Raw genomic sequence first — 20,796 nt, forward strand, 5'->3', positions numbered from 1 at the left:
ATGGGCCTGTGCAGGTGAGCAACCGTCGCACCAGCAGCAAGGGGGACGCACCATGAGCATCTCGGCCGAGGCCGCACCAGCCGTCGACGTCGTCGAGCTCGAGGTGCCCGCCGACGCGGCCTACGTCGCCGTCGTCCGCACCGCCACCGCCGGCCTGGCCGCCCGCCTCGACCTCACCCTCGACCGCATCGAGGACCTGCGCATCGCCATCGACGAGGCCTGCACCCTGCTGATCCACCACCCCGAGCAGACCGGGGCCGTCGACGACCACATCAGCTGCCTGTTCACCCTCGACGAGAGCGCCCTGACCTGCGACGTCACGGGCCCGGACGTCGAGCTGCCCGAGCCCACCGCGTACGCGTGGGCCGTCCTGTCCGCCCTCGTCGACTCGCTCGAGTCCGGCCACGAGGACGACGCCGACGGCCGCACCCGCACCTGGATCCGGCTCGTCGTCCGGGCCGGAGCGGGGCAGTGGACGTGACCGAGGTCCTCGTCGACCGCCGCTCCCCCGCCGCCGAGGCGCTGCGCGAGCTGTCCGCCCTCGACCCCTCCGACCCGCGCCGCGCCGCCCTGCGCGACCAGGTCGTCGAGGCCCACCTGCCCCTCGTGCGGTTCCTCGCCGCGCGCTACCGCCACCTCGGCGAGCCGCTCGACGACCTCGTGCAGGTCGGCACCATCGGCCTGATCTACGCCGTCGACCGGTTCGACCCCACGCGCGGCACCGAGCTCGCCAGCTACGCGACGCCCACGATCCTCGGCGAGATCAAGCGCTACTTCCGCGACCGCACCTGGGCCGTGCGCGTGCCACGTCGCCTGCAAGAGCTGCAGCGCCGGCTCATCGACGCCCGCACCGAGCTGACCCAGCGGCTCGGCCGCGCGCCCACCGTCGACGAGATCGCCGCCCACCTCGGGATCGACCAGGAGGACGCGCTCGAGGCGCTCGAGGCCCAGCAGGCGTACAGCACCGTGTCGTTCGACGGACCGGTCGAGGTGGTCACGCCGTCCGTCACCGTCGTCGACACCGCGCTCGAGGACGTCGTCGACCGCGAGTCCCTGCGCCCGCTGCTGCACCGGCTGCCCGCGCGCGAGAAGCGGATCCTGGTGCTGCGGTTCTTCCGCGGCCTGACCCAGAGCGAGATCGCGCAGGAGCTGGGCATCTCGCAGATGCACGTCTCGCGGCTGCTGTCGCGCACGGTCGACGAGCTGCGCCGCGGCCTCGACGACACCGCCGACGAGCCGTCGAGCTGACTCCCGCGTCAGGGCCGGGCCGGCGCCTCGGGCTCGCGCGTCGCCTGCACCGTGGCGATCCCCGCGGCGACCGCCCACACCACCAGCAGCGCGGCCAGCACGTGCCGCCCCGCCTGCCACATCGGGCCGGCGACCGCCAGCACGAGCAGCACCTGCCAGAGCAGCGAGGCGATCCGCACGCCCGGGCGGCCCTCGCGCAGCCGCACCGCCACCAGCACCAGGCCCAGCCCGGTGATGAGCAGCAGCAGCCCGACCAGCAGGTCGTTGCGCGGCACGACGGCCCGGCCGGTGATGATCAGGACGAGCGACCACACCGCACCGCCCAGAGGCGCCAACGCCTCGCCGAGCAGCAGCAGGAACCCCGCCAGCCGCCACCCCCGGCCGGTCGGGACGTCGCCGGGCTCGGGCGGGACGGCGTCGGGCTCGGCGGGGGGCTCGGCGGTCGGCACGGCGCCACGCTAGCGCCCCGACGTCCGGGCGGGAGACGGCCCTGTGAGAGGGTGAGGACGACGACCGACGGTGATCACCACCCGGCGCGCCGTCTACGCTCTGTGACGAATGCCTCACCCATCATCACAGGACGATCACGGATACCCCTTGTGCGCGGCCCCGCGCAGGTGTGAGGCTGGAACACGTCAGGTGAACCGCGCGTTCTGCTGACGCGAACGCTCGTGAAGGCCTTCACAAACGGCCCGCGAGCGTCGATGATGATCATGCGACGCCGACGTCCGTGGCCGAACCCCGTGCCGCACCCCACTGACGCGCCGCCCGACGTACCCCGTACATGACAGGAGATCGATCCCGATGGACTGGCGCCACCGCGCTGCCTGCCTCGACGAGGATCCCGAGCTGTTCTTCCCGATCGGAAACACCGGACCCGCCCTGCTGCAGATCGAGGAGGCGAAGGCCGTGTGCCGTCGCTGCCCCGTGACCGACGTGTGCCTGAAGTGGGCGCTGGAGTCCGGCCAGGACGCCGGCGTCTGGGGCGGGCTGTCCGAGGACGAGCGTCGCGCGCTCAAGCGCCGCAACGCCCGCGCCCGCCGGGCGGTCTGACCCCCGCACGGCAGCCGCACCACCCGACGCCCCGGTCATCGCGACCGGGGCGTTGTCGTGCCCGCGACCGCTCGCGGCCTCGCCCCCGGAGCTCAGTCGTCGAGCGGGCGGGGCTGCAGGTCGAGCCGGACGTCGGTGCCGCCCTCGTCGGGCGACGTCCAGGTGATCGTCCCGCGCAGCTCGTGCACGAGGGCCTTGACGATCTGGCTGCCCAGCCCGGCGTGCAGGCCGTTCTCGCTCATCCCCACCCCGTCGTCCGTGACGTGGACGACGAGCCGGTCCTCCCCCGTCACGCCCTCGCCGGTGCGTTCGGCGCAGACGGTCACCACGCCGTCGCGGCCGGCCAGGCCGTGCTCGACCGCGTTGTGCACCAGCTCGGTGAGCACCAGCGAGAGCGAGGTCGCGTCCTCCGCGCGCAGCCGGCCGAACGTGCCCTGGTGCACCGTGCGGATCGCCCCGCCCGGCCGGGCCACCTCGGCCAGCGTCGAGAGCCCGCGCATCGCGACGGCGTCGAAGTCGACGGTCTCGTCGAAGCCGGTCGAGAGCGTCTCGTGCACGAGGGCGATCGCGGCGACGCGCCGCTCGGCCTGGTCGAGCGCGGTGCGGGCCGCGGGGTCGTCGAGCCGGCGGGACTGCAGCCGCAGGAGCGCCGCCACGGTCTGCAGGTTGTTCTTCACCCGGTGGTGGATCTCGCGGATCGTGGCGTCCTTGCTCAGCAGCTGCCGCTCGCGCCGGCGCAGCTCGGTGACGTCGCGGGCCAGCAGCAGCGCGCCGTCCCGTCGTCCGCCCACCGCGAGCGGGATCGCCCGCACGCTCAGCACGGTGCTCGACCCCTCGAGGTCGGCGCGCCACGGCGCCTTGCCCATCAGCACGAGCGGCAGGCCCTCGTCGACCTGGCCGCGCTCGCGCAGCAACGGCGTCGTCACCTCGGCGAGCGACTGGCCGACCAGCTCGCGGTCGTGGCCCAGCCGGTGGAAGGCCGAGACCGCGTTCGGGCTCGCGAACAGCACCAGCCCCTCGCCGTCCAGCCGCAGCATGCCGTCGCCCACGCGCGGGGCGCCGCGCCGCGGACCGGTCGGCGACCCCACCACCGGGAAGCCGCCCTCCGACACCATGAGCGCCAGCGCGTCGGCCGTCTGCAGGTAGGCGAGCTCGAGGCGGCTCGGCGTGCGCATCGTCGACAGGTTGGTGTGCCGGGCGAGCACCGCCACGGCGTGCCCGTCGCGCACCACCGGGATCGTCTCCTCGCGCACCGGGACGTCGTCGCGCCAGTCGGGGTCGGCCTCGCGGCAGATGCGCCGCTCGGCGAACGCCTGGTCGATCTGCGGACGACGGCCGGCCGCGACCTCGAGCCCCACGGTGTCGTCGACGAACGCGGTCGCCCCGGTGGTGGGGCGCACGTGCGCGACCGCCAGCCAGCCGTCGGGCACCTGCACCCAGAGGACGAGGTCGGCGAACGACAGGTCCGAGAGCAGCTGCCAGTCGCCCACCAGCAGCCGCAGCCACTCGACGTCCGCGTCGTCGAGCGTGGTGCGCTCGTGCACGAGGTCGGTCATCGAGGGCACAGCCCGAGCCTACGCAGGGGCGCCGCGGTGCGTGCGCCAGGATGGCCGCATGACGAACCCCGCCCTGCCGGCCGAGCTCGCCGCCACCGTCGCCGACCTTCGCTCGCCCGACCCCGCCGTCCGCGACGCCGGGGCGTACTCCACGCTCGCCCGCGTGATCGGCGAGGGCGGCGCCGACGGGCACCTCGCCGCGCTGCTCGACGCGGCCGCCGACCTCTACCGCGACCCCGAGGTGCCGGGCCGGGCGTTCGCCCCGCTGCTCGTCGCACTCGTGGTCGGGCACGACGACGACACCCACGAGCTCGAGCGCGCGGACGTCGACCGCGCTGTCGAGGCGCTGCTCGCCTGGTGGCTCACCGAGGACGAGGTGCAGGGCCACGACCCCGAGCGCGGCTGGCTGCACGCCCTCGCGCACGGGAGCGACGCGGTCGACGAGCTCGGCGTCTCGCGGCACGGCGACAGCGCCATGGTCAACCGGCTGCTCGACACCGTGATCGCGCGGCTGTTCCGGCCTACCGACTACCGCTTCGTGCAGACCGAGGAGACGCGGATCGCGTACGCGCTGGCCCGGCTGCTCAGCTCACCGGTGATCTCGGACGACGACCGCGCCCGCGTCGTCGACGCGCTCGCAGCGGCCTGGCGGACGGCGCCGCCCGGACCGGTCGAGCCGGTGACCTTCAACGTGGTGGCCACGGCGACGGCGCTGCACCTGCACCTGAGCCTCGGCATCGAGGACGTCGACCCGCCGGCCGACCTGCTGCCGCGGTTGTCGGACGCGCTGCGCGAGCTGTGGCCGTGGTCGACGCCGGCCGCGGGGTCGTCGTCCGGGTCGGGGTCGTCGTCCGGGACCGCGGAGGCGTGAGGTGCCCTGGGCGCTGCTGTTCGCCGCGATCGGCACCGAGATCGCCGCGACCGTCTCGCTCAAGGCGAGCGACGGGTTCACCAAGTTGTGGCCGTCGGTGGTCGTGGTCGTCGGGTACGTCGCGAGCTTCGCGCTGCTCGCCAAGGCGCTGAAGGACCTCGAGGTCGGGGTGGCCTACGCGATCTGGTCGGCGGTCGGGACCGCGGCCGTCGCACTGCTCGGCATCTGGCTGTTCGGCGAGCAGGCCAGCTGGTCCAAGGCCTTCTGGATCGCCGTCATCGTCGTCGGCGTCATCGGCCTGCAGGTCAGCAGCGGCACCGACGCCCACCACTGACCGCACTTGGGGAGTGTTCTTGAGAATTCGCCCCCAGAGCGGCCCAAGGAGGGCGATCTCCCAAGAGAGTGCGGGGAAACGCGCACTCAGAGGACGTAGTGAGCGATGAGCTTGTTCAGGTAAGCGACATCGGTGTTTCCCTTGAACTCGAACCGGACCTTGCCCAGGCCTGAAAACCACAGCTCGAGCTCGGCATCCAGGTCGAACGTTCCGGCGGTTTCGACCGAGAAGGCCTGCACCTTGGCGAACGGCAAGGACGTGAAGTCCTTCTTCTTCCCGCTGATGCCCTGCACATTGACCGCGATGATCCGCTTGCTCGTGAAGACGATGTAGTCACGGATCCCCTTGAACGCCATGAAACCCTGCTCGCCGTCGATGAGAAGCGGGTCAACTTGAGACGCGACCTGCTGGTAGTCGATCTTTCCGAGCTTGATGTAACTGGCGTTCTGGAAGTCGATCATCTTTGGCCCCCTCGTGGTGGAAGTCCGAGGCTAATAGCACCGTCCCTCTCGGGAGCACCTTCTGGGGAGATGGCCCTCGGAGCGGCCCAGGTAAGGCGAATTCTCAAGAAGGTGCCCTGCCGTCGGGGGTCAGGTGGCGGCGTTGCTGCGCACCACGCCGCGCAGGCCGCGCAGAGCCACCGAGAGCGCCGCGATGCCGGTGCGGTCGAGGTGGCTGACCTCGCTCACCATCTCGCGCACCCGCTCCAGCGCCTCGTGGTTCGACTTCTCCCACCGCGCGATGCGGTCGGCGGGCTCGTCGTCCGCGTCGGTGCTCTGCAGCACGGACGTCGTCAGCTGCTCGAGCGCCGCGTAGAGGTCGCCGCGCAGGGCCGCCCGGGCCAGCGCGTCCCACCGGTCGTCGCGCGGCAGCGCCGTGATGAGCCCGAGCATGGTGTCGACCTGGAACCGCTCGGACAGCAGGAAGTACAGCGGCGCCACCTGCGCGTGCGCCGTGCCGGTGTCGTACCCGATCTCGGCGATGTCCAGCAGCGAGTAGGCGTCGAGCAGCGAGGCGGTGTCGGCCGCGAGGTCCTCGGGCACCCCGAGCTTGAGCAGCTCCTTGGTGCGCCGGTGCAGCCGCCGCTGCTCGGCACCGACCAGCAGGTCGGGCACCCGCGGTCGCAGCTCGTCGACCACCGCCGAGAACCGTTCGATCTCGGCCGCGATGTCGGTGATGGCCGGCCGGGTCTGCAGCAGCCAGCGCACCGCGCGGTCCATGAGGCGGCGGAACTCCAGGTACACCGCCGTCTGGGCGCGCGTCGGCACCTGGTTGTCGAGCGCCTCGACCCGCCGCACGAAGCTGGTGAGGTCGAAGACCTCGCGGGCCACGACGTAGGCCTCGGCCACCTGCACCGGCGTCGCCGAGGTCTCCTCCTGCACCCGGAAGGCGAAGGTGATGCCGCCGCGGTTGACCAGGTTGTTGACCAGCGAGTTGGTGATGATCTCGCGGCGCAGCGGGTGCTGCTCGAGCCGGTCGCCGTAGCGCTCGACGACCTCGGCCGGGAAGTACGCGCGCAGCGTCGCGGCGAACCACGGGTCGTCGGGCAGCGAGCTCGCCAGCAGGTCGTCGGCCAGCGTGATCTTCGAGTACGCCACCAGCACCGAGAACTCCGGCGAGGTCAGGCCCAGCCCCTCGTCGTGACGGCGCGCGATCTGCGCGTCGCTCGGCAGGAACTCGAGCGCGCGGTTGAGCGCCCCGCGCTTGACCAGCGCGCGGATCAGCCGCTGGTGCACCGGCAGCATCGGGTGCGCCTGCTCGCGCGCGTTGCCCAGCAGCACGTTCTGCTCGTAGTTGTCGCGCAGCACGAGCGCGGCGACGTCGTCGGTCATGTCGGCCAGCACCGTGTTGCGCTGCTTGGTGGTGAGGTCGCCGTCAGCCACCACCGCGTTGAGCAGGATCTTGATGTTGACCTCGTAGTCCGAGGTGTCGACGCCGGCCGAGTTGTCGATGGCGTCGGTGTTGACGCGCACGCCGTGCAGCGCCGCCTCGATGCGGCCGTTCTGGGTCAGACCGAGGTTGCCGCCCTCGCCGACGACCCGCACGCGCAGCTCGTTGCCGCTCACCCGGATCGCGTCGTTGGCCCGGTCGCCGACGTCCGCGTTGCTCTCGGACGACGACTTGACGTAGGTGCCGATCCCGCCGTTCCAGAGCAGGTCGACCGGTGCGGCCAGGATCGCCCGCATCAGCTCGGCCGGGGTGCAGGACGTCGAGCCCTTGCCCAGCCCCAGCGCCGCCGCGGCCTCGGCGCTGACCGGGATCGACTTCGCGGTGCGCGGCCAGACGCCACCGCCCGCGCTGATCAGCGAGCGGTCGTAGTCGTCCCACGACGAGCGCGGCAGGTCGAAGAGCCGGCGGCGCTCGGCGAAGGACGACGCCGCGTCGGGCGTCGGGTCGACGAACACGTGCCGGTGGTCGAACGCCGCCACCAGCCGGATGTGCTCGCTCAGCAGCATGCCGTTGCCGAAGACGTCGCCGCTCATGTCGCCGACGCCGACGACGGTGAAGTCCTGCGTCTGGGTGTCGAGGTCGAGCTCGCGGAAGTGCCGCTTCACCGACTCCCACGCGCCGCGGGCGGTGATGCCCATGGCCTTGTGGTCGTAGCCGGCCGAGCCGCCGGAGGCGAACGCGTCGCCGAGCCAGAAGCCGTAGGACGTCGCGACGTCGTTCGCGATGTCGCTGAACGTCGCGGTGCCCTTGTCGGCGGCGACGACGAGGTAGGTGTCGTCGCCGTCGTGCCGGACGACGCGCGGCGGGGGCACGACGGTGGCCGCGTCGCCGCTGCCCGAGAGGTTGTCGGTGACGTCGAGCAGCGCCGAGATGAAGGTGCGGTACGACGCGATGCCCTCGGCCATGAACGCCTCGCGGTCGCTCGGGTCGGGCAGCTGCTTGGCGACGAACCCGCCCTTGGCGCCGGTCGGCACGATGACGGCGTTCTTCACCATCTGCGCCTTGACCAGGCCGAGCACCTCGGTGCGGAAGTCCTCGCGCCGGTCGCTCCAGCGCAGGCCACCGCGCGCGACCTTGCCGAACCGCAGGTGCACGCCCTCGACCCGCGGGGAGTAGACCCACATCTCGAACGCCGGCACCGGCTCGGGCAGGTCGGGCACCTGGTGCGGGTCGAGCTTGAGGGCCAGGTAGCTGCGGGCGTCGCCCGCGTCGTCGACCTGGAAGTAGCTGGTGCGCAACGTCGCCCGGACGACGCCCAGCAGCGCGCGCAGGATGCGGTCCTGGTCGAGGCTGGCGACGTCGTCCAGCGCCCCGGTGATCTCCTCGGTGAGCGCCTCGCACGTCTCGGTGCGCGCCTCGGCGTCGGCGCTCGAGCCGAGGTGGTCGGGGTCGAAGCGCGCCTCGAACAGCCGCACCAGCAGCCGGGCGATGCCCACGTTGGCGAGCAGGCAGGACTCGACGTAGTCCTGGCTGAAGGTCAGCCCGGCCTGGCGCAGGTACTTGGTGTAGGCGCGCAGCACCGTGATCTGCCGCCAGGTCAGGCCGGCGCCGAGCACCAGCCCGTTGAAGCCGTCGCTCTCGGCCCGACCCGCCCACACCGCGGCGAAGGCGTCCTGGAACATCGCCCGGGCGACGTCGGCCTGCTCGCGCGCCCAGCCGTCCGGCGCGCCGGGGACGGCGTATCGCAGGCCGAAGTCGTAGACGTGCACGCTCGACCCGTCGACCAGGTCGAGCTCGTACGGACGCTCGTCGACCACCTCGACGCCGAGGTGGCTGAACACCGGCAGCACGCGCGTGAGCGAGAGCGGCACCCGCCGGTAGAACTTGAACCGCCGCTCGTCGGCCGGGCGACCGGGCTCCTGGTAGAGGTTCATCCGCGGCTCGTCGGTCGCGGGGTCCTCCTCGGTGACGGCGCAGACGTGGCGCAGGTCGGCGACGGCGACGCGCGCCGGGAAGTCCTCCTTGAACGCCTCCGGGAACGCCTTGCCGTACACCGCGAGCAGCCGCGCGGCCTCCTCCTCGCCGACGTCCGCGCGCAGCGAGTCCGCGAAGTCCTCGTCCCAGGTGCGGGTGGCCTCGACCAGGCGGTCCTCGAGGGCCTGCACGTCGACGTCCGGGATCGCGACGCCGCGCGGCACCCGGACGACGTAGTGCAGCCGCGCGAGCACCGACTCCGAGACGCGCGTGGTGTAGTCGACCGACTCGCCGTCGAACGCCTCGCGCAGGATCTCCTCCATGCGCAGGCGCATCTGCGTCGTGTAGCGGTCGCGCGGCAGGTAGACCAGGCACGACATGTAGCGGCCGTAGTCGTCGCGGCGCAGGAACAGGCGCGTGCGACGACGCTCCTGCAGGTGCAGCACGCTGGTGGCGATGAAGTACAGGTCGTCGACGTCGGTCTGGAAGAGCTCGTCGCGCGGGTAGGTCTCGAGGATCTCGAGCAGGTCCTTGCCGCTGTGGCTCTCGGGCGAGAAACCGCTGCGGCGCAACACCTCTGCGACCTTCGAGTCGATCACCGGCACGCGCGTGACCGACTCGGTGTACGCCGCCGAGGTGAACAGGCCGAGGAACCGGCGCTCGCCCACGACGGCACCGCTCGCGTCGAACTTCTTGACGCCCACGTAGTCGAGGTACGCCGGCCGGTGCACCGTCGACCGCGAGTTGGCCTTGGTGAGGATCAGCACCTGCGGGTCGCGCGCCCGCGAACGCACCTCGGGCGACAGGCGCCCGAAGCTGTCGGACACCCGCTGGTCGTAGCGCAGGATGCCGAGGCCGGTGCCGTTGACCGCGCGCAACGCGTCCTCGCCGTCCTCGGTCTCGAGCGCGTACTCGCGGAAGCCGATGAACGTGAACGAGTCGTCGGCCAGCCAGCTCAGCAGCCGTCGCGCCTCGGCGACTTCCTCGGCCGGCACCCCCGCGGGCGGCTGCTCGCCCAGCTCGGCGGCCAGCCGGGTCGCGGTCTCGCGCATCTTGGGCCAGTCCTCGACCGCGTCGCGGACGTCGTCCAGCACCCCGCGCAGGTCGGACGTCAGCTGGTCGAGGTCGGCCTGCTCGGTCTCGCGGTCGATCTCGAGGTGCATCCACGACTCGCGGCCGCAGTCGTACGGGAGCTCCTCGGTGGGGCCTACGCCCTCGACGACCTCTTGCAGCACACCGGTGGCGTCGCGGCGGACGGTCATCACCGGGTGCACCACCAGGTGGATCGCGCGGCCGACGCGCGAGAGCTCGGCGGTGACCGAGTCGACGAGGAACGGCATGTCGTCGGTGACGATCTCGACGACCGTGTGGCCGCTGGCCCAGCCGTGCTCGTCGACGCTCGGCGTGAAGACCCGCACGTTGGCGGTGCCGACCGGACGGTTGCGGGCGAGCTCCTGCTGGCTGGCGGCCGCACCGATGAGGTCCTCGGGACGACGGGTCAGCAGGTCGTCGTCCGGGACGTGCCGGTAGTACCGGGCGAGGAATGTGGTGGTGGCGTCGTGCTGCGACCGGTCGGCCAGCGCGGCCGCCTTCTCGAGCAGCTGCGACCTGGACCCCGCCGGCGAGTGCGCCATGACTCCTGTGACCTCTGGTGGTGACGTCGAGGCACGCGCCGTTGCGTGCCGCTCCTGCGACCCTACCGCTGCCCCCGGCGTCGCCGGCGCACGGCTGGGCGAACGCCACCCGGGCGCCGTAGCGTGGGCCGCGACCCCCGTCGCCACCGCCCCGACCGAGGAGCCGTCCGTGAAGTTCACCGCCGAGATCCGTTACGCCGCCGCGCCCGACGCGGTGTTCGCGATGCTGCTCGACCCGGCGTTCCAGGACCGCGTCTGCACCGAGACCGGTGCCATCGACCACAGCGTCGACGTCGAGGAGGCGGGCGGCGGGGCGACGATCACGACCACCCGCAAGCTGCCCTCGGACGACCTGCCCGACTTCGTCAAGAAGTTCGTCGGCGACACCCTGGACGTCATGCGCGTCGACCACTGGGGACCGGCCGGCGCGGACGGCGGCCGGCAGGGCACGGTCGTCGTCGAGATCACCGGCGCGCCGGTGCGGCTCAAGGGCGAGATCGTCATGACCGCCGAGGGCGGCGGCACCGTCGAGCGGGTCGACGGCGAGCTCAAGGCCTCGCTGCCGCTGATCGGCGGCAAGGTCGAGAAGGCCGCCGAGCCCGCCATGCGCGCCGCCATCACCAAGGAGCAGGAGGTCGGCAGCGACTGGCTCGGCTGACCCCGACCGCTACGCGAGCAGGGTGCGGACGGCGAGCGCCAGCACGAGCGCGCCGGCGACCAACCCGGTCACCAGCCGCCCCCGGTGGCCGGTGGCGACGGCGCCCAGCAGGCGTCCGCCGCCCACCAGCACGAGCTGCCACCCGGCCGACGCCGCCAGCACGGCGGCCACGAACACCACGGCGAGCGCGCCCGTCTCGGCCGTCGCCGACCGGTTGCCCACCACCAGCGCGACGAAGTACACGACGGTGGCCGGGTTGGTCAGCGTGAGCGCGAGCAGCCCGAGGTAGGCGCGCAGCGCGGTCGGGTGCGCCGGCTCGTGCACGGCCTCGCCGACAGCGGCGGCCGCTGCGTCGGCCCGTCCCTGGCGCACGGCGTGCACCACGACGTGCACCGCCACCGCCACCAGGGCGAGCGCCGCCACCACCCGCAGCGGCCCGGCGACCGCGCCGATCGGTCCGGCGAGCGCCGAGCCGAAGAGCACGGCGGCCGTCGCGTACAGGCCGTCGGCGGTCGCGACCCCCAGCGCCGCGGCCGCCCCGACCCGCACGCCGGTCCGCGCCGTGAGCGAGACCAGGTAGACGCCCACGGCGCCCACCGGCATCGCGATGCCCAGACCGGCCAGGACGCCGGCGACCACCGCTGCGCCCATGATCATCAGGATCCCTGACCGGCCCTCGCGCAGGGAAGTGGATTACGCGCTCCCCGGGCCAGGTGCCAGGATGGCCGGGTGGAGAGCAGCGAGCAGCAGCCGAAGAAGACCGACCACCGTGCGCGCCCGACGTCCGAGGCGTTCAAGAAGTTCATCGCGCAGGGCTGGGCACCGCGCCCGGCCGACCTGCCGCAGCGCGCCGACGTCGCGTCCTTCGCGGCCGCCCGTCGCGACGCGGTCTCGGCGGCGTTCCCGGGCGACCGCCTGGTGGTGCCGGCGGGCGGGCTGAAGGTGCGCTCCAACGACACCGACTACGTCTTCCGGCCGCACTCGGCGTTCGCGCACCTGACCGGTCTCGGCGCCGACCGCGAGCCCGACTCGGTGCTGGTGCTCGAGCCCAAGGAGGACGGCGGCCACGACGCGGTCCTGTACTTCCGCCCCCGCGCCGGCCGCGACACCGAGGAGTTCTACTCCGACGCGCGCTACGGCGAGCTGTGGGTGGGCGTGCGCCCGAGCCTGGAGGAGATGGAGGCCGAGCTCGCCATCGAGGTGCGTCATCTCGACGAGCTGCCCGACGCCGTCACCAAGGACGTCGGCACGCTGGCCGTGCGCGTCGTCCGCGACGCCGACCACGAGCTGGTGGCCGCGGTCGACGCGGCTCGCGAGCAGTCGGCCGAGCGCGACCTCGAGGCCGACAAGGCGCTCGACGACGAGCTGCTGGTCATGCTGTCCGAGCTGCGGCTGGTCAAGGACGAGTGGGAGGTCGAGCAGATGCGGCGGGCCTGCGCGGCCACCGCCGAGGGCTTCGAGGCCGTCGTCCGCAGCTTCCCGGACGCCGTCGGCAAGGGCCGCGGCGAGCGCTGGGTCGAGGGCCAGTTCGGCCTGGTGGCGCGGCACGCCGGCAACGGCGTGGGCTACGACTCGATCGTCGCGGCCGGCGACCACGCCTGCACGCTGCACTGGATCCGCAACGACGGCGAGGTGCGCGAGGGCGACCTGGTGCTGGTCGACGCCGGGGTCGAGGTCGACTCGCTCTACACGGCCGACGTCACCCGCACGCTGCCGGCGTCCGGCACGTTCAGCGAGGCGCAGCGCAAGGTCTACGACGCCGTGCTCGCCGCGCAGGAGGCCGGCATGGCGGCCTGCAAGCCGGGCAACAAGTTCAAGGACGTGCACGAGGCGGCCATCAAGGTCATCGCCGAGCACCTCGTCGAGTGGGGCCTGCTGCCGGTCGACGTCGAGACGACGCTGGGCGACGAGGGCGGTCACCACCGGCGCTGGATGGTGCACGGCACGAGCCACCACCTCGGCATCGACGTCCACGACTGCGCGCAGGCGCGGCGCGAGCAGTACCTCGAGGCCGAGCTGCGGCCCGGGATGGTGCTGACCGTCGAGCCCGGCCTGTACTTCAAGGCCGACGACCTGCTGGCTCCCGAGGAGCTGCGCGGCATCGGCGTGCGCATCGAGGACGACGTGGTCGTCACCGAGGACGGCTGCGAGAACCTGTCGGCCGCGCTGCCGCGCACCGCGGACGACGTCGAGCAATGGATGTCGACCCTCCTGCCGTGACCCTGCTGCCGTGAGCCTGCCCCCGCTCCCCGACGTCCCCCGCGAGCGTCGCCGGACGTCCACCGTGGTGGCCGTCGGCGCGCTCGGGGTGCTGTGCGTGCTGGCGCTGGCCTTCGGGCTCAAGGGCCTGTTCGCCCCGGCGGACGGCGAGCCCGCCAGCGGCGGCACGGCCACGGGCTCGGCCACGCCGACGCAGGACGGCGCGGCGGCGTCGTCCGCCACCGACGCCGCGGGCTCGACCGCGAGCCCCAGCGCCACGGCGACCGCGCAGGACGCCGTCGAGTTCGTCTCGCCGTCCGGCAACATCCGCTGCCGGCTCACGCCCGACGAGGCGCGCTGCGACATCACCGAGCGCGACTGGGACCCGCCGAAGACACCGGCGAGCTGCACGTCCACGTACGGGTCCGGCGTCTACGTGACGCCGCAGAAGTCCGGCCTGGTGTGCGCCGACGACCGGGTCGAGGGCGGCGACGCGCTCGAGTACGGCGACTCGGTGCAGCGCGGCAGCATCCGCTGCGACAGCGACGAGGACGGCGTGCGGTGCGTGCACGTGCCGAGCAAGCACGGCTTCTCGATCTCGCGCGGGTCCTACCGCCTGAGCTGAGGTGGCGGACGTCGCACCCCGGGGTCATGGTGGGGTGATGAGCGAACCCATCCCGCTGCCCGGACCGCCCGACCCCGCGCCCAGCCCCTCGCCGCAGCCCCCGCCGTCGCACCCGGACGGCGTGCCGCCGGCCGAGCCGCCCGTGCCGGTGCCCGACGAGCCGATGCCCGGCTTCCCCGACCCCGAGCCCCTGCCCGGCTGATGACGGACGACGGCGCGGACGACGGCGCGGACGACGCCGCGCGCGCCCGGCCGCCGGGCAACCCGTCGGTGAGCACCGTCAACATCAGCTCGCTGGACCCGGCCGGCCTCGCCCGCTTCTACGAGCGGCTGCTCGGCTGGACCATCACCGACGAGGAGCCCGACTGGGTCATGCTGCGACCGCCCGGCGGCGGCACCGCGCTGTCGTTCCAGCTCGAGGCGGCCTACACCCCACCGGTGTGGCCGGCCGGCCCGGGCGACCCGCACATGCAGCTGCACCTCGAGGTGCGGGTCGAGGACCTCGAGGCCGCCACCGAGCACGCGCTGGCCTGCGGCGCCCGCCTGGCCGACGAGCAGCCCCAGGACGAGGTGCGGGTGTGCCTCGACCCAGCCGGGCACCCCTTCTGCCTGTGGCTGGCGGGCTAGCGGCCGCGCGGGATCAGAGCGGCTGCTGCGGCCGGCCCGGCATGTCGGCCAGCAGCTGCTGCGCCTCGGCCAGCAGCCGGTGCTCGACGAGCACCTCGTAGCGCGTCGCCACGACCTGCGACACCGACGTGAAGTCGCGGCGCCCACCCGTGGCCGCGTAGCCGGCCAGGCCGAACGCGATGCCGAAGCCGACGCCGATCAGCAGGCCGGTGAGGATCGCGGCGAACGCGTTGCCGGTGGTGAACAGGCTCAGCAGGACGCCGACGAACAGGCCGGTCCAGGCGCCCGAGGCCGCTCCCGCGAGCGCCGCCCGCGAGTAGGTCAGCCGGCCGGTGACGCGCTCGACCTGCTTGAGGTCGGTGCCCACGATCATGCAGTTCTGGACCGCGAACTCCTTGTCGGACAGGTGGTCGACGGCACGCTGGGCGTCCTCGTACTTGTCGAAGACGCCGAGCGACTGCGGGAAGTCGAGGGCGAGCGACGGACGGCGGATGCCACCGCGGGCAGCGGGTCCGGGTACGGCCATGGGGTCCTCCTCGGCAGACGTCTGGGCTCCACCCTAGGTCAGCCCTTGAGGCGGTACTCCTCCAGCAGCCGTCGTCCGATGATCATGCGCTGGATGTCGGCCGTGCCCTCGCCGATCAGCAGCATCGGCGCCTCGCGGTAGAGGCGCTCGATCTCGTACTCCTTGGAGTACCCGTAGCCGCCGTGGATGCGGAACGCGTCCTCGACGACCTCCTTGCAGTACTCGGACGCGAGGTACTTGGCCATGCCGGCCTCGAGGTCGTTGCGCTGGCCGGAGTCCTTCTGCCGCGCGGCCATCACCATCATCTGGTGGGCCGCCTCGACCTTGGTGGCCATCTCGGCGATGCGGAACAGCACGGCCTGGTGCTCGGCGATCTTCTTGCCGAACGTCTCGCGCTGCTGGCTGTACGCGGTGCCGAGCTCGAAGGCCCGCATCGCGACGCCGCACGCGCGGGCCGCGACGTTGACGCGGCCCACCTCGACGCCGTCCATCATGTGGTAGAAACCGCGGCCGGTCTCGCCGCCCAGCACCTGCGCGGACGTCGTCCGGTACCCGTCGAAGACGGCACCGGTGGAGTCGACGCCCTTGTAGCCCATCTTGTCGATCTTGTTCGGGATGGTCAGCGTCCCGTCGAGCTGCGCACCGAGCCCGGGCTCCTTCTCGACCAGGAACGTCGTGAGGTTCTTGTGCGGCTTGCCCTCGTTCTCGGGGCCCTCGTCGGTGCGCACCAGCACGGCGAGCAGGTTGGACGTCGCGCCGTTGGTGATCCACATCTTCTCGCCGGTGATGACGAAGTCGTCGCCGTCGCGCACCGCCTTGGTGCGGATGCCGGACACGTCGGACCCGCAGCCGGGCTCACTCATCGAGAACGAGCCGCGCAGGTCGCCGGTGGCCATGCGGGGCAGGTACTTCTGCTTCTGCTCCTCGGTGCCGTGCTGCAGCAGCATGTAGGCCACGATGAAGTGGGTGTTGATGATGCCGCTGACGCTCATCCAGCCGCGCGCGATCTCCTCGACCGTCAGCGCGTAGGTCAGCAGCGACTCGCCCAGGCCGCCGTACTCCTCGGGGATCATCAGGCCGAAGATCCCCATCTCCTTCATGCCCTCGACGATCTCGGTGGGGTACTCGTCGGCGTGCTCGAGCTCGGTCGCGACGGGGAGCACCTGCTCCTCGACGAACTCGTGCACGAGCTTCAGCAGCTCGGTCTGGTCCTCGGTGAGGCCCTCGGTGTGCTGCAGGCGGCCCATCTGGTGGTCTCCTCGTCGTCGGGGTGGCGACCGGGTCGGGTGGCTACCGGCGAGTATCGCGCGTCGTGGGCGCCGGTGACGCGCGGTGTGAGCAGCACCACCTGTGGCCCGGGCCACGCCGCGACCCCACCGACAGGAGCACCAGCGGACTCGGCAGCCCGCTGAGCACGGCCCCGACGCGCCGAGTCCCGTTGCTCCTGTCGGTGGAGTCCGCATCGCGCCGGCAGCTGCCTGGCGCCTGTGGACGACGGGAGCGGCGGGTGGCGCTCCTCCGGCAGGGTTTGTGGATGCTCTCGTTGCCGCGACGTCGCCGTCACCGCACCTTCCACCACCAGATCGCGGGCCTTCACGCCTGGGTGACGTGGCAGCGCGCCGAGGGCGTGCGCCTCCACGGGCACCACCTGATGCGCGGCGAGACCTCGCCGTTCGGCGGCGACGTCGAGTACGAGTACCTCATCACGCTGACCCACGCCGAGCAGGACGAGCTGGTCGCGCTGCTCGGCGTGCGGCATCCGGCGGATCTCGTGGACGCGCTGGCGGACCGCAGCGAGCAGGTCATGGCGCGCGGCGAGCAGCGCTGGTTGCGCGAGCAGCTCGGCCCCGAGGCGACACGGCTCCTGCCCCACCTGCGCGAGCTGTGAGGTCGCGACCGCGGGTCAGTCCTCGGGCGGGGTCCAGCGCTCGCCGCGCTCCATGCCGGCCGCGCGGCCCTTGGCCGAGATGACCAGCGCCATCTTGCGCGAGGCCTCGTCGATCATCTCGTCCCCGAGCATCACCGCGCCGCGCGCGCCGCCGGCCTCGGACGTGTAGTGCTCGTAGGCGTCGAGGATGTTCTCGGCGTGGTCGTAGTCCTCCTGGCGCGGGCTGAACACCTCGTTCGCGGCGTCGATCTGGCCGGGGTGCAGCACCCACTTGCCGTCGAAGCCCAGCGCCGCGGAGCGACCGGCCACGCGGGAGAAGCCCTCGACGTCGCGGATCTGCAGGTACGGCCCGTCGATCGCGAGCTTGTCGTAGGCGCGGGCCGCCATGAGGATCTGCATGAGGATGTAGTGGTAGGCGTCGCCCACGTCGTAGCCGGGCGGCTGCTCGCCGACGACGAGCGACTTCATGTTGATGCTCGCCATGAAGTCGGCCGGGCCGAAGATGATCGTCTCGACGCGCGGCGAGGCGGCGGCGACGGCGTTGACGTTCGTCAGCCCGAGGGCGTTCTCGATCTGCGCCTCGATGCCGATCCGGCCGGGCTCGTAGCCGTGCGCGGTCTCGAGCTGGGTGAGCAGCAGGTCGAGCGCGACGACCTGCTCGGCCGTCTGCACCTTCGGCAGCATGATGCAGTCGAGGTCGGCGCCCGCGCCCCCGACGACCTCGATCACGTCGCCGTAGGTCCACTTCGTCGTCCAGTCGTTGACGCGCACGGTGCGCACCTTGTCGCCCCACCCGCCCTCGGTCAGCGCGGCCACGATGTTGGCGCGCGCAGACTCCTTGGCGATCGGCGCGACCGCGTCCTCGAGGTCGAGGAACACCTGGTCGGCGGGCAGGCTCTTGGCCTTGCCGATCATCTTGGGGTTCGAGCCCGGCACGGCGAGGTTCGAGCGACGCGAGCGCTGCACGCGCGGCCCGGCCAGCGGGGCGGTCCCCGGCGTCGCGAGCGGTCCGCTCTGCGCGGCGGTCGTCGGCTGGGACATCGGGGCTCCCGTCGGTCGGTGTCGGTGGCGGGTCGTCGGCGAGGTTACCGACGGGTCACCGCGAGGGCACCGCCACGACCGCGTGACGTTGCCCACCTGCTGCCGGTTTCGTCCCCTTGAAGGCTCCCCGCGACGGGAGTTCCATGGGAGGCCGGAGGGAGCACGCCATGAAGGACAGCGAGACCGGCGGCGACGACGCCGCGATGTTCCGGGTCGGCCCGGCCGAGCCCGTCACCGACTCCCGGGAGCTCCCGGCGGTCTCGGCGGACCAGGAAGCGGGCTTCGTGCTCGGGGCGGACATGGGAGACGCGCATCCCGACAACGTCGAGCTGACCGTCGACCCCGACGTCCCGGTGGGGCTGGTGACCGACCAGGACGACGCACCCGACGAGGAGCTGCCGGACCTGGCCGCGGTCAACGCGTTGATCGAGGCCGAGGCGACCGAGGGCGGCTCGGAGGGGCTCGGCTTCGACGTCCGCGACGTGCCGCTGGTGAACCTGAAGGAGCTGCGGACCTTCGACGCACGGGACGGTGCCTGATGCCGACGATGCTCAGCCGCCCGGCGGCGAAGATCATCCTGAACGAGCTCGGCTGGAACAACGCCTTCGGGCACTTCTCGACCGCCGTGCAGGGGTTCCAGATCGGCTGGTCGTTCGACGACGAGCTCGAGACGACCAGCGGGTTCTTCGACCAGTCGACGTCCGACGCGCTACGTCGTTCGTACATCCACCTCCAGCACGGCCGGCCGACGATGAGCGCGCACTTCTCGTTCACGTCCTTCGCCTGCCACTGCGGCGGTGACTTCCCCGACTGCAAGCGGATCTGGGTGCAGCGCGTGCACGTGCGCCGGCTGGAGGCGTACTGGCGCGCGGTCGGCGGCCCGGTGCGGATCGTGTCGGGTTGCCGCTGCAAGCGCTACAACGCCAAGATCGGCGGCGCGTCGTCCAGCCAGCACATGTTCGGCGCGGCGTCCGACATCGACGGCGTCCTCACGGTGCACGCGAAGGAGAAGCTGCAGCTGTTCGGGGGTCTGGGGTTCAAGCAGTCCAACAACAAGGTCATCCACGTCGACTCGCGCGACAAGGGCGGCCACAACCTGACGAACGGGTCGCAGCAGCACCCGACGACCTGGATCTACGCCTCGTAGCCCGCAGCCTTTCCCGCGCAGATGCCGCTCGCCGGGTCCTCGCAGCGGCTTCTGCGAGGGAAACCGGCACCGGTGAGGGAAGGGGTCAGTCGGGGGCGGTGCCGACGTCCAGGGCGCGCTCGACCCGGCGCGCCGTCGTCCGCGCCCGGACGACGACCCCCAGCCCCACCAGCACCAGCAGCGCCCCCGGCACCGTGGCCGCGGGCGGCTGCTGGTGCCAGAACGCCCAGGCCAGCAGCGACGCCCCCGGAACCTCCAGCAGGATCGCGAGCGCCACGGTGGTGGCCCCCGCCACCCGCAGCGCCCGGTTCAGCAGCGTGTGCCCCAGCAGCTGCGCCGTGAGCGTCAGCGCCACCAGCTCCAGCCAGGTGCGCGCGGAGTACCCCGCCAGCGGCTGGCTGCCGAGCAGGCAGACCGGCAGCAGCAGCAGCGCGCAGACCGGGTACGCGACCGCCGTGTAGGTCGCGGTGCTCGTGGTGCGCCGCACCGACGACCCCAGCAGCGTGTAGCCGGCGGCCGCCGCGCCGCCGCCGAGCGCGAGCGCGTCTCCCGCGAGCGCGCGCGGGCTGGACGTCGCGTCGAGCCCGGTGATGACCAGCACCCCCACGAAGGCGCACACCACGCCGGCCACCACGCCACGGCTCGGACGACGTCCGCGCAGCGCGTCGATCCCCAGCGTCCACAACGGCGTCGTGGCCACGAGCGCGGTCGACGCGGTCACGCTCGTCATGCGCAGGCTCGGCACCCACAGCCCGAAGTGCACGGCCAGCGTCACGCCCGACAGCACCGCCGTGCCGAGCACCCGCCGGTCCTCGCGCACCAGCCGCCCGACCTCGGCCCGCTGCCGCGTCGCCGCCCACGGCACGACGGCGAGGCTGCCGAACGCGTTGCGCCAGAACGCGACCGCGAGCGCCGGGGCCGCGGTCGTCGCCGCGATCGGCGCCGAGAATGACACCGCCACGACGCCCGTGGCGAGCAGCAGCAAGGTCAGCGCCGCGCCGTCCCGCTCGTGCTCGCCCACGTCCGGACCCTCTCACGCGGCCCCCGTGTGGCAGGCTGCCGGTCGTGAGCGAGGACGCAGCGCTGCTCGCCGAGGCCGCGGGCAAGAGCGGCCTGGTCTGGCTGCGGCCGCAGGGGCAGCAGCGGGCCTGGCCGGCCTGGCACGTGTGGTCGGACGACGCGGTGCTCGTGGTCGGCGGGCCGGGCGAGCAGGAGCTGCCGCCGCTCGACGGACCGGTGGACGTCCTGCTGCGCAGCAAGGACTCGGGCGGTCGCCTGCTCACGGTGACCACCACCGCCACCACCCTCGCACCGGACGACGAGAGCTGGCTGCCCGCGGCCGAAGCCCTCGCCGCGAGCCGGCTCAACGCCGCGCACTCCCCCGCCGCGCTGCCGGACCACTGGCGCAGCAGCGGTGCGGTCATCACCCGGCTGGCGCCGCAGCCCGGCACCGCGCCGGTCGAGGCGCCCGGCCGCTACGACCAGGGCAGCGGCGCGGCCGCGCCCGTGCCGAGCCCGGCGACGA

At 72.8% G+C, this 20,796-nt stretch carries 23 protein-coding genes; 14 read left to right on the plus strand and 9 right to left on the minus strand.

The annotated features are described in order from the left end of the window. Window positions 1-52 precede the first annotated feature (52 nt). Both ACYVJ4_RS07985 and ACYVJ4_RS07990 read left to right on the plus strand, forming a co-directional pair. Window positions 53-481, plus strand: coding sequence for an ATP-binding protein (locus tag ACYVJ4_RS07985; RefSeq protein WP_460459582.1), 429 nt, complete (start codon window positions 53-55; stop codon window positions 479-481). Continuing rightward, window positions 478-1,248 carry a SigB/SigF/SigG family RNA polymerase sigma factor gene (locus ACYVJ4_RS07990; protein ID WP_460459583.1) on the plus strand — a complete coding sequence of 257 codons (771 nt, stop codon included), beginning with the start codon at window positions 478-480 and terminating at the stop codon, window positions 1,246-1,248. Before ACYVJ4_RS07985 ends, ACYVJ4_RS07990 begins: the two co-directional genes overlap by 4 nt. 8 nt (window positions 1,249-1,256) lie before the next feature. On the opposite strand, the gene ACYVJ4_RS07995 is transcribed toward ACYVJ4_RS07990, so the two are convergent. After that, the gene (locus ACYVJ4_RS07995) at window positions 1,257-1,697 is read right to left on the minus strand and encodes a hypothetical protein (protein ID WP_460459584.1); all 441 of its coding nucleotides are present in this window, start codon (window positions 1,695-1,697) and stop codon (window positions 1,257-1,259) included. Window positions 1,698-2,052: 355 nt separating this feature from the next. On the opposite strand from ACYVJ4_RS07995, the gene ACYVJ4_RS08000 reads away from it, so the two are divergent. After that, window positions 2,053-2,301, plus strand: coding sequence for a WhiB family transcriptional regulator (locus ACYVJ4_RS08000; RefSeq protein ID WP_460459585.1), 249 nt, complete (start codon window positions 2,053-2,055; stop codon window positions 2,299-2,301). 92 nt (window positions 2,302-2,393) lie between these two features. On the opposite strand, the gene ACYVJ4_RS08005 is transcribed toward ACYVJ4_RS08000, so the two are convergent. Next, window positions 2,394-3,857: a sensor histidine kinase gene (locus ACYVJ4_RS08005; RefSeq protein WP_460459608.1), complete on the minus strand. Its 1,464-nt coding sequence runs from the start codon at window positions 3,855-3,857 to the stop codon at window positions 2,394-2,396. A 58-nt stretch (window positions 3,858-3,915) separates the two neighbouring features. On the opposite strand from ACYVJ4_RS08005, the gene ACYVJ4_RS08010 reads away from it, so the two are divergent. Both ACYVJ4_RS08010 and ACYVJ4_RS08015 read left to right on the plus strand, forming a co-directional pair. Continuing rightward, entirely contained in the window at window positions 3,916-4,728 is an 813-nt protein-coding gene (locus ACYVJ4_RS08010; protein WP_460459586.1) for a DUF2785 domain-containing protein, read from the plus strand. A gap of 1 nt (window position 4,729) precedes the next feature. Beyond that, window positions 4,730-5,062, plus strand: coding sequence for a DMT family transporter (locus ACYVJ4_RS08015; RefSeq protein ID WP_460459587.1), 333 nt, complete (start codon window positions 4,730-4,732; stop codon window positions 5,060-5,062). Window positions 5,063-5,148: 86 nt separating this feature from the next. Here ACYVJ4_RS08015 and ACYVJ4_RS08020 read toward each other — a convergent pair whose 3' ends face one another. Both ACYVJ4_RS08020 and ACYVJ4_RS08025 read right to left on the minus strand, forming a co-directional pair. Then, window positions 5,149-5,523 carry a PH domain-containing protein gene (locus tag ACYVJ4_RS08020; RefSeq protein WP_460459588.1) on the minus strand — a complete coding sequence of 125 codons (375 nt, stop codon included), beginning with the start codon at window positions 5,521-5,523 and terminating at the stop codon, window positions 5,149-5,151. A 129-nt stretch (window positions 5,524-5,652) separates the two neighbouring features. Then, window positions 5,653-10,560 (minus strand): NAD-glutamate dehydrogenase, encoded by a 4,908-nt coding sequence (locus ACYVJ4_RS08025; RefSeq protein ID WP_460459589.1) that lies wholly within the window; start codon window positions 10,558-10,560, stop codon window positions 5,653-5,655. A gap of 169 nt (window positions 10,561-10,729) precedes the next feature. Here ACYVJ4_RS08025 and ACYVJ4_RS08030 point away from each other — a divergent pair, with 169 nt between their 5' ends. Continuing rightward, window positions 10,730-11,218: a DUF2505 domain-containing protein gene (locus tag ACYVJ4_RS08030; RefSeq protein WP_460459590.1), complete on the plus strand. Its 489-nt coding sequence runs from the start codon at window positions 10,730-10,732 to the stop codon at window positions 11,216-11,218. 9 nt (window positions 11,219-11,227) lie between these two features. On the opposite strand, the gene ACYVJ4_RS08035 is transcribed toward ACYVJ4_RS08030, so the two are convergent. Further along, the gene (locus ACYVJ4_RS08035) at window positions 11,228-11,869 is read right to left on the minus strand and encodes a LysE family transporter (protein WP_460459591.1); all 642 of its coding nucleotides are present in this window, start codon (window positions 11,867-11,869) and stop codon (window positions 11,228-11,230) included. 78 nt (window positions 11,870-11,947) lie between these two features. On the opposite strand from ACYVJ4_RS08035, the gene ACYVJ4_RS08040 reads away from it, so the two are divergent. From ACYVJ4_RS08040 to ACYVJ4_RS08055, 4 genes are read left to right on the plus strand one after another with little or no spacing between them, the layout of a single operon-like run. Next, on the plus strand, window positions 11,948-13,438 hold the full coding sequence (locus ACYVJ4_RS08040; RefSeq protein ID WP_460459592.1) for an aminopeptidase P family protein: 1,491 nt from the start codon (window positions 11,948-11,950) through the stop codon (window positions 13,436-13,438). Between the two features lie 10 nt (window positions 13,439-13,448). Then, window positions 13,449-14,042: a hypothetical protein gene (locus ACYVJ4_RS08045; protein WP_460459593.1), complete on the plus strand. Its 594-nt coding sequence runs from the start codon at window positions 13,449-13,451 to the stop codon at window positions 14,040-14,042. Between the two features lie 37 nt (window positions 14,043-14,079). Then, entirely contained in the window at window positions 14,080-14,244 is a 165-nt protein-coding gene (locus ACYVJ4_RS08050; protein ID WP_460459594.1) for a hypothetical protein, read from the plus strand. Beyond that, on the plus strand, window positions 14,244-14,669 hold the full coding sequence (locus tag ACYVJ4_RS08055; protein ID WP_460459595.1) for a VOC family protein: 426 nt from the start codon (window positions 14,244-14,246) through the stop codon (window positions 14,667-14,669). The genes ACYVJ4_RS08050 and ACYVJ4_RS08055 overlap by 1 nt, the downstream gene beginning before the upstream one ends. A gap of 13 nt (window positions 14,670-14,682) precedes the next feature. On the opposite strand, the gene ACYVJ4_RS08060 is transcribed toward ACYVJ4_RS08055, so the two are convergent. Continuing rightward, the gene (locus ACYVJ4_RS08060; protein WP_460459596.1) at window positions 14,683-15,195 is read right to left on the minus strand and encodes a YflT domain-containing protein; all 513 of its coding nucleotides are present in this window, start codon (window positions 15,193-15,195) and stop codon (window positions 14,683-14,685) included. A 38-nt stretch (window positions 15,196-15,233) separates the two neighbouring features. After that, the gene (locus tag ACYVJ4_RS08065; protein ID WP_460459597.1) at window positions 15,234-16,442 is read right to left on the minus strand and encodes an acyl-CoA dehydrogenase family protein; all 1,209 of its coding nucleotides are present in this window, start codon (window positions 16,440-16,442) and stop codon (window positions 15,234-15,236) included. 287 nt (window positions 16,443-16,729) lie between these two features. On the opposite strand from ACYVJ4_RS08065, the gene ACYVJ4_RS08070 reads away from it, so the two are divergent. Then, window positions 16,730-17,083 carry a hypothetical protein gene (locus ACYVJ4_RS08070; RefSeq protein WP_460459598.1) on the plus strand — a complete coding sequence of 118 codons (354 nt, stop codon included), beginning with the start codon at window positions 16,730-16,732 and terminating at the stop codon, window positions 17,081-17,083. 15 nt (window positions 17,084-17,098) lie between these two features. On the opposite strand, the gene ACYVJ4_RS08075 is transcribed toward ACYVJ4_RS08070, so the two are convergent. Beyond that, a complete protein-coding gene (locus tag ACYVJ4_RS08075; RefSeq protein ID WP_460459599.1) occupies window positions 17,099-18,124 on the minus strand; it encodes an HpcH/HpaI aldolase/citrate lyase family protein in 1,026 nt (341 codons plus the stop codon). A gap of 167 nt (window positions 18,125-18,291) precedes the next feature. Between ACYVJ4_RS08075 and ACYVJ4_RS08080 the strand changes: the two genes are divergently transcribed. Both ACYVJ4_RS08080 and ACYVJ4_RS08085 read left to right on the plus strand, forming a co-directional pair. Further along, complete coding sequence (locus ACYVJ4_RS08080; protein ID WP_460459600.1) at window positions 18,292-18,663, plus strand: hypothetical protein; 372 nt, start codon at window positions 18,292-18,294, stop codon at window positions 18,661-18,663. Next, window positions 18,663-19,271 (plus strand): D-Ala-D-Ala carboxypeptidase family metallohydrolase, encoded by a 609-nt coding sequence (locus ACYVJ4_RS08085; RefSeq protein WP_460459601.1) that lies wholly within the window; start codon window positions 18,663-18,665, stop codon window positions 19,269-19,271. The genes ACYVJ4_RS08080 and ACYVJ4_RS08085 overlap by 1 nt, the downstream gene beginning before the upstream one ends. Window positions 19,272-19,356: 85 nt before the next feature. On the opposite strand, the gene ACYVJ4_RS08090 is transcribed toward ACYVJ4_RS08085, so the two are convergent. After that, window positions 19,357-20,292, minus strand: a complete 936-nt coding sequence (locus tag ACYVJ4_RS08090) for a DMT family transporter (protein ID WP_460459602.1) — start codon at window positions 20,290-20,292, stop codon at window positions 19,357-19,359. A 44-nt stretch (window positions 20,293-20,336) separates the two neighbouring features. On the opposite strand from ACYVJ4_RS08090, the gene ACYVJ4_RS08095 reads away from it, so the two are divergent. Then, a partial coding sequence (locus ACYVJ4_RS08095; protein WP_460459603.1) for a hypothetical protein occupies window positions 20,337-20,796 on the plus strand: 460 nt, incomplete at its 3' end.

Source organism: Angustibacter peucedani, from assembly GCF_054779595.1.

Bases quoted from the DNA above. Each gene is read 5' to 3' on its own strand.
- ACYVJ4_RS08075 (WP_460459599.1), bottom strand. From the start codon at position 18,124: ATGTCCCAGCCGACGACCGCCGCGCAGAGCGGACCGCTCGCGACGCCG.
- ACYVJ4_RS08050 (WP_460459594.1), top strand. From the start codon at position 14,080: ATGAGCGAACCCATCCCGCTGCCCGGACCGCCCGACCCCGCGCCCAGC.
- ACYVJ4_RS08020 (WP_460459588.1), bottom strand. From the start codon at position 5,523: ATGATCGACTTCCAGAACGCCAGTTACATCAAGCTCGGAAAGATCGAC.
- ACYVJ4_RS08060 (WP_460459596.1), bottom strand. From the start codon at position 15,195: ATGGCCGTACCCGGACCCGCTGCCCGCGGTGGCATCCGCCGTCCGTCG.
- ACYVJ4_RS08025 (WP_460459589.1), bottom strand. From the start codon at position 10,560: ATGGCGCACTCGCCGGCGGGGTCCAGGTCGCAGCTGCTCGAGAAGGCG.
- ACYVJ4_RS08005 (WP_460459608.1), bottom strand. From the start codon at position 3,857: ATGACCGACCTCGTGCACGAGCGCACCACGCTCGACGACGCGGACGTC.
- ACYVJ4_RS07985 (WP_460459582.1), top strand. From the start codon at position 53: ATGAGCATCTCGGCCGAGGCCGCACCAGCCGTCGACGTCGTCGAGCTC.
- ACYVJ4_RS08070 (WP_460459598.1), top strand. From the start codon at position 16,730: ATGCTCTCGTTGCCGCGACGTCGCCGTCACCGCACCTTCCACCACCAG.
- ACYVJ4_RS08065 (WP_460459597.1), bottom strand. From the start codon at position 16,442: ATGGGCCGCCTGCAGCACACCGAGGGCCTCACCGAGGACCAGACCGAG.
- ACYVJ4_RS08010 (WP_460459586.1), top strand. From the start codon at position 3,916: ATGACGAACCCCGCCCTGCCGGCCGAGCTCGCCGCCACCGTCGCCGAC.
- ACYVJ4_RS08000 (WP_460459585.1), top strand. From the start codon at position 2,053: ATGGACTGGCGCCACCGCGCTGCCTGCCTCGACGAGGATCCCGAGCTG.
- ACYVJ4_RS08035 (WP_460459591.1), bottom strand. From the start codon at position 11,869: ATGGGCGCAGCGGTGGTCGCCGGCGTCCTGGCCGGTCTGGGCATCGCG.
- ACYVJ4_RS08080 (WP_460459600.1), top strand. From the start codon at position 18,292: ATGAAGGACAGCGAGACCGGCGGCGACGACGCCGCGATGTTCCGGGTC.
- ACYVJ4_RS08085 (WP_460459601.1), top strand. From the start codon at position 18,663: ATGCCGACGATGCTCAGCCGCCCGGCGGCGAAGATCATCCTGAACGAG.
- ACYVJ4_RS08055 (WP_460459595.1), top strand. From the start codon at position 14,244: ATGACGGACGACGGCGCGGACGACGGCGCGGACGACGCCGCGCGCGCC.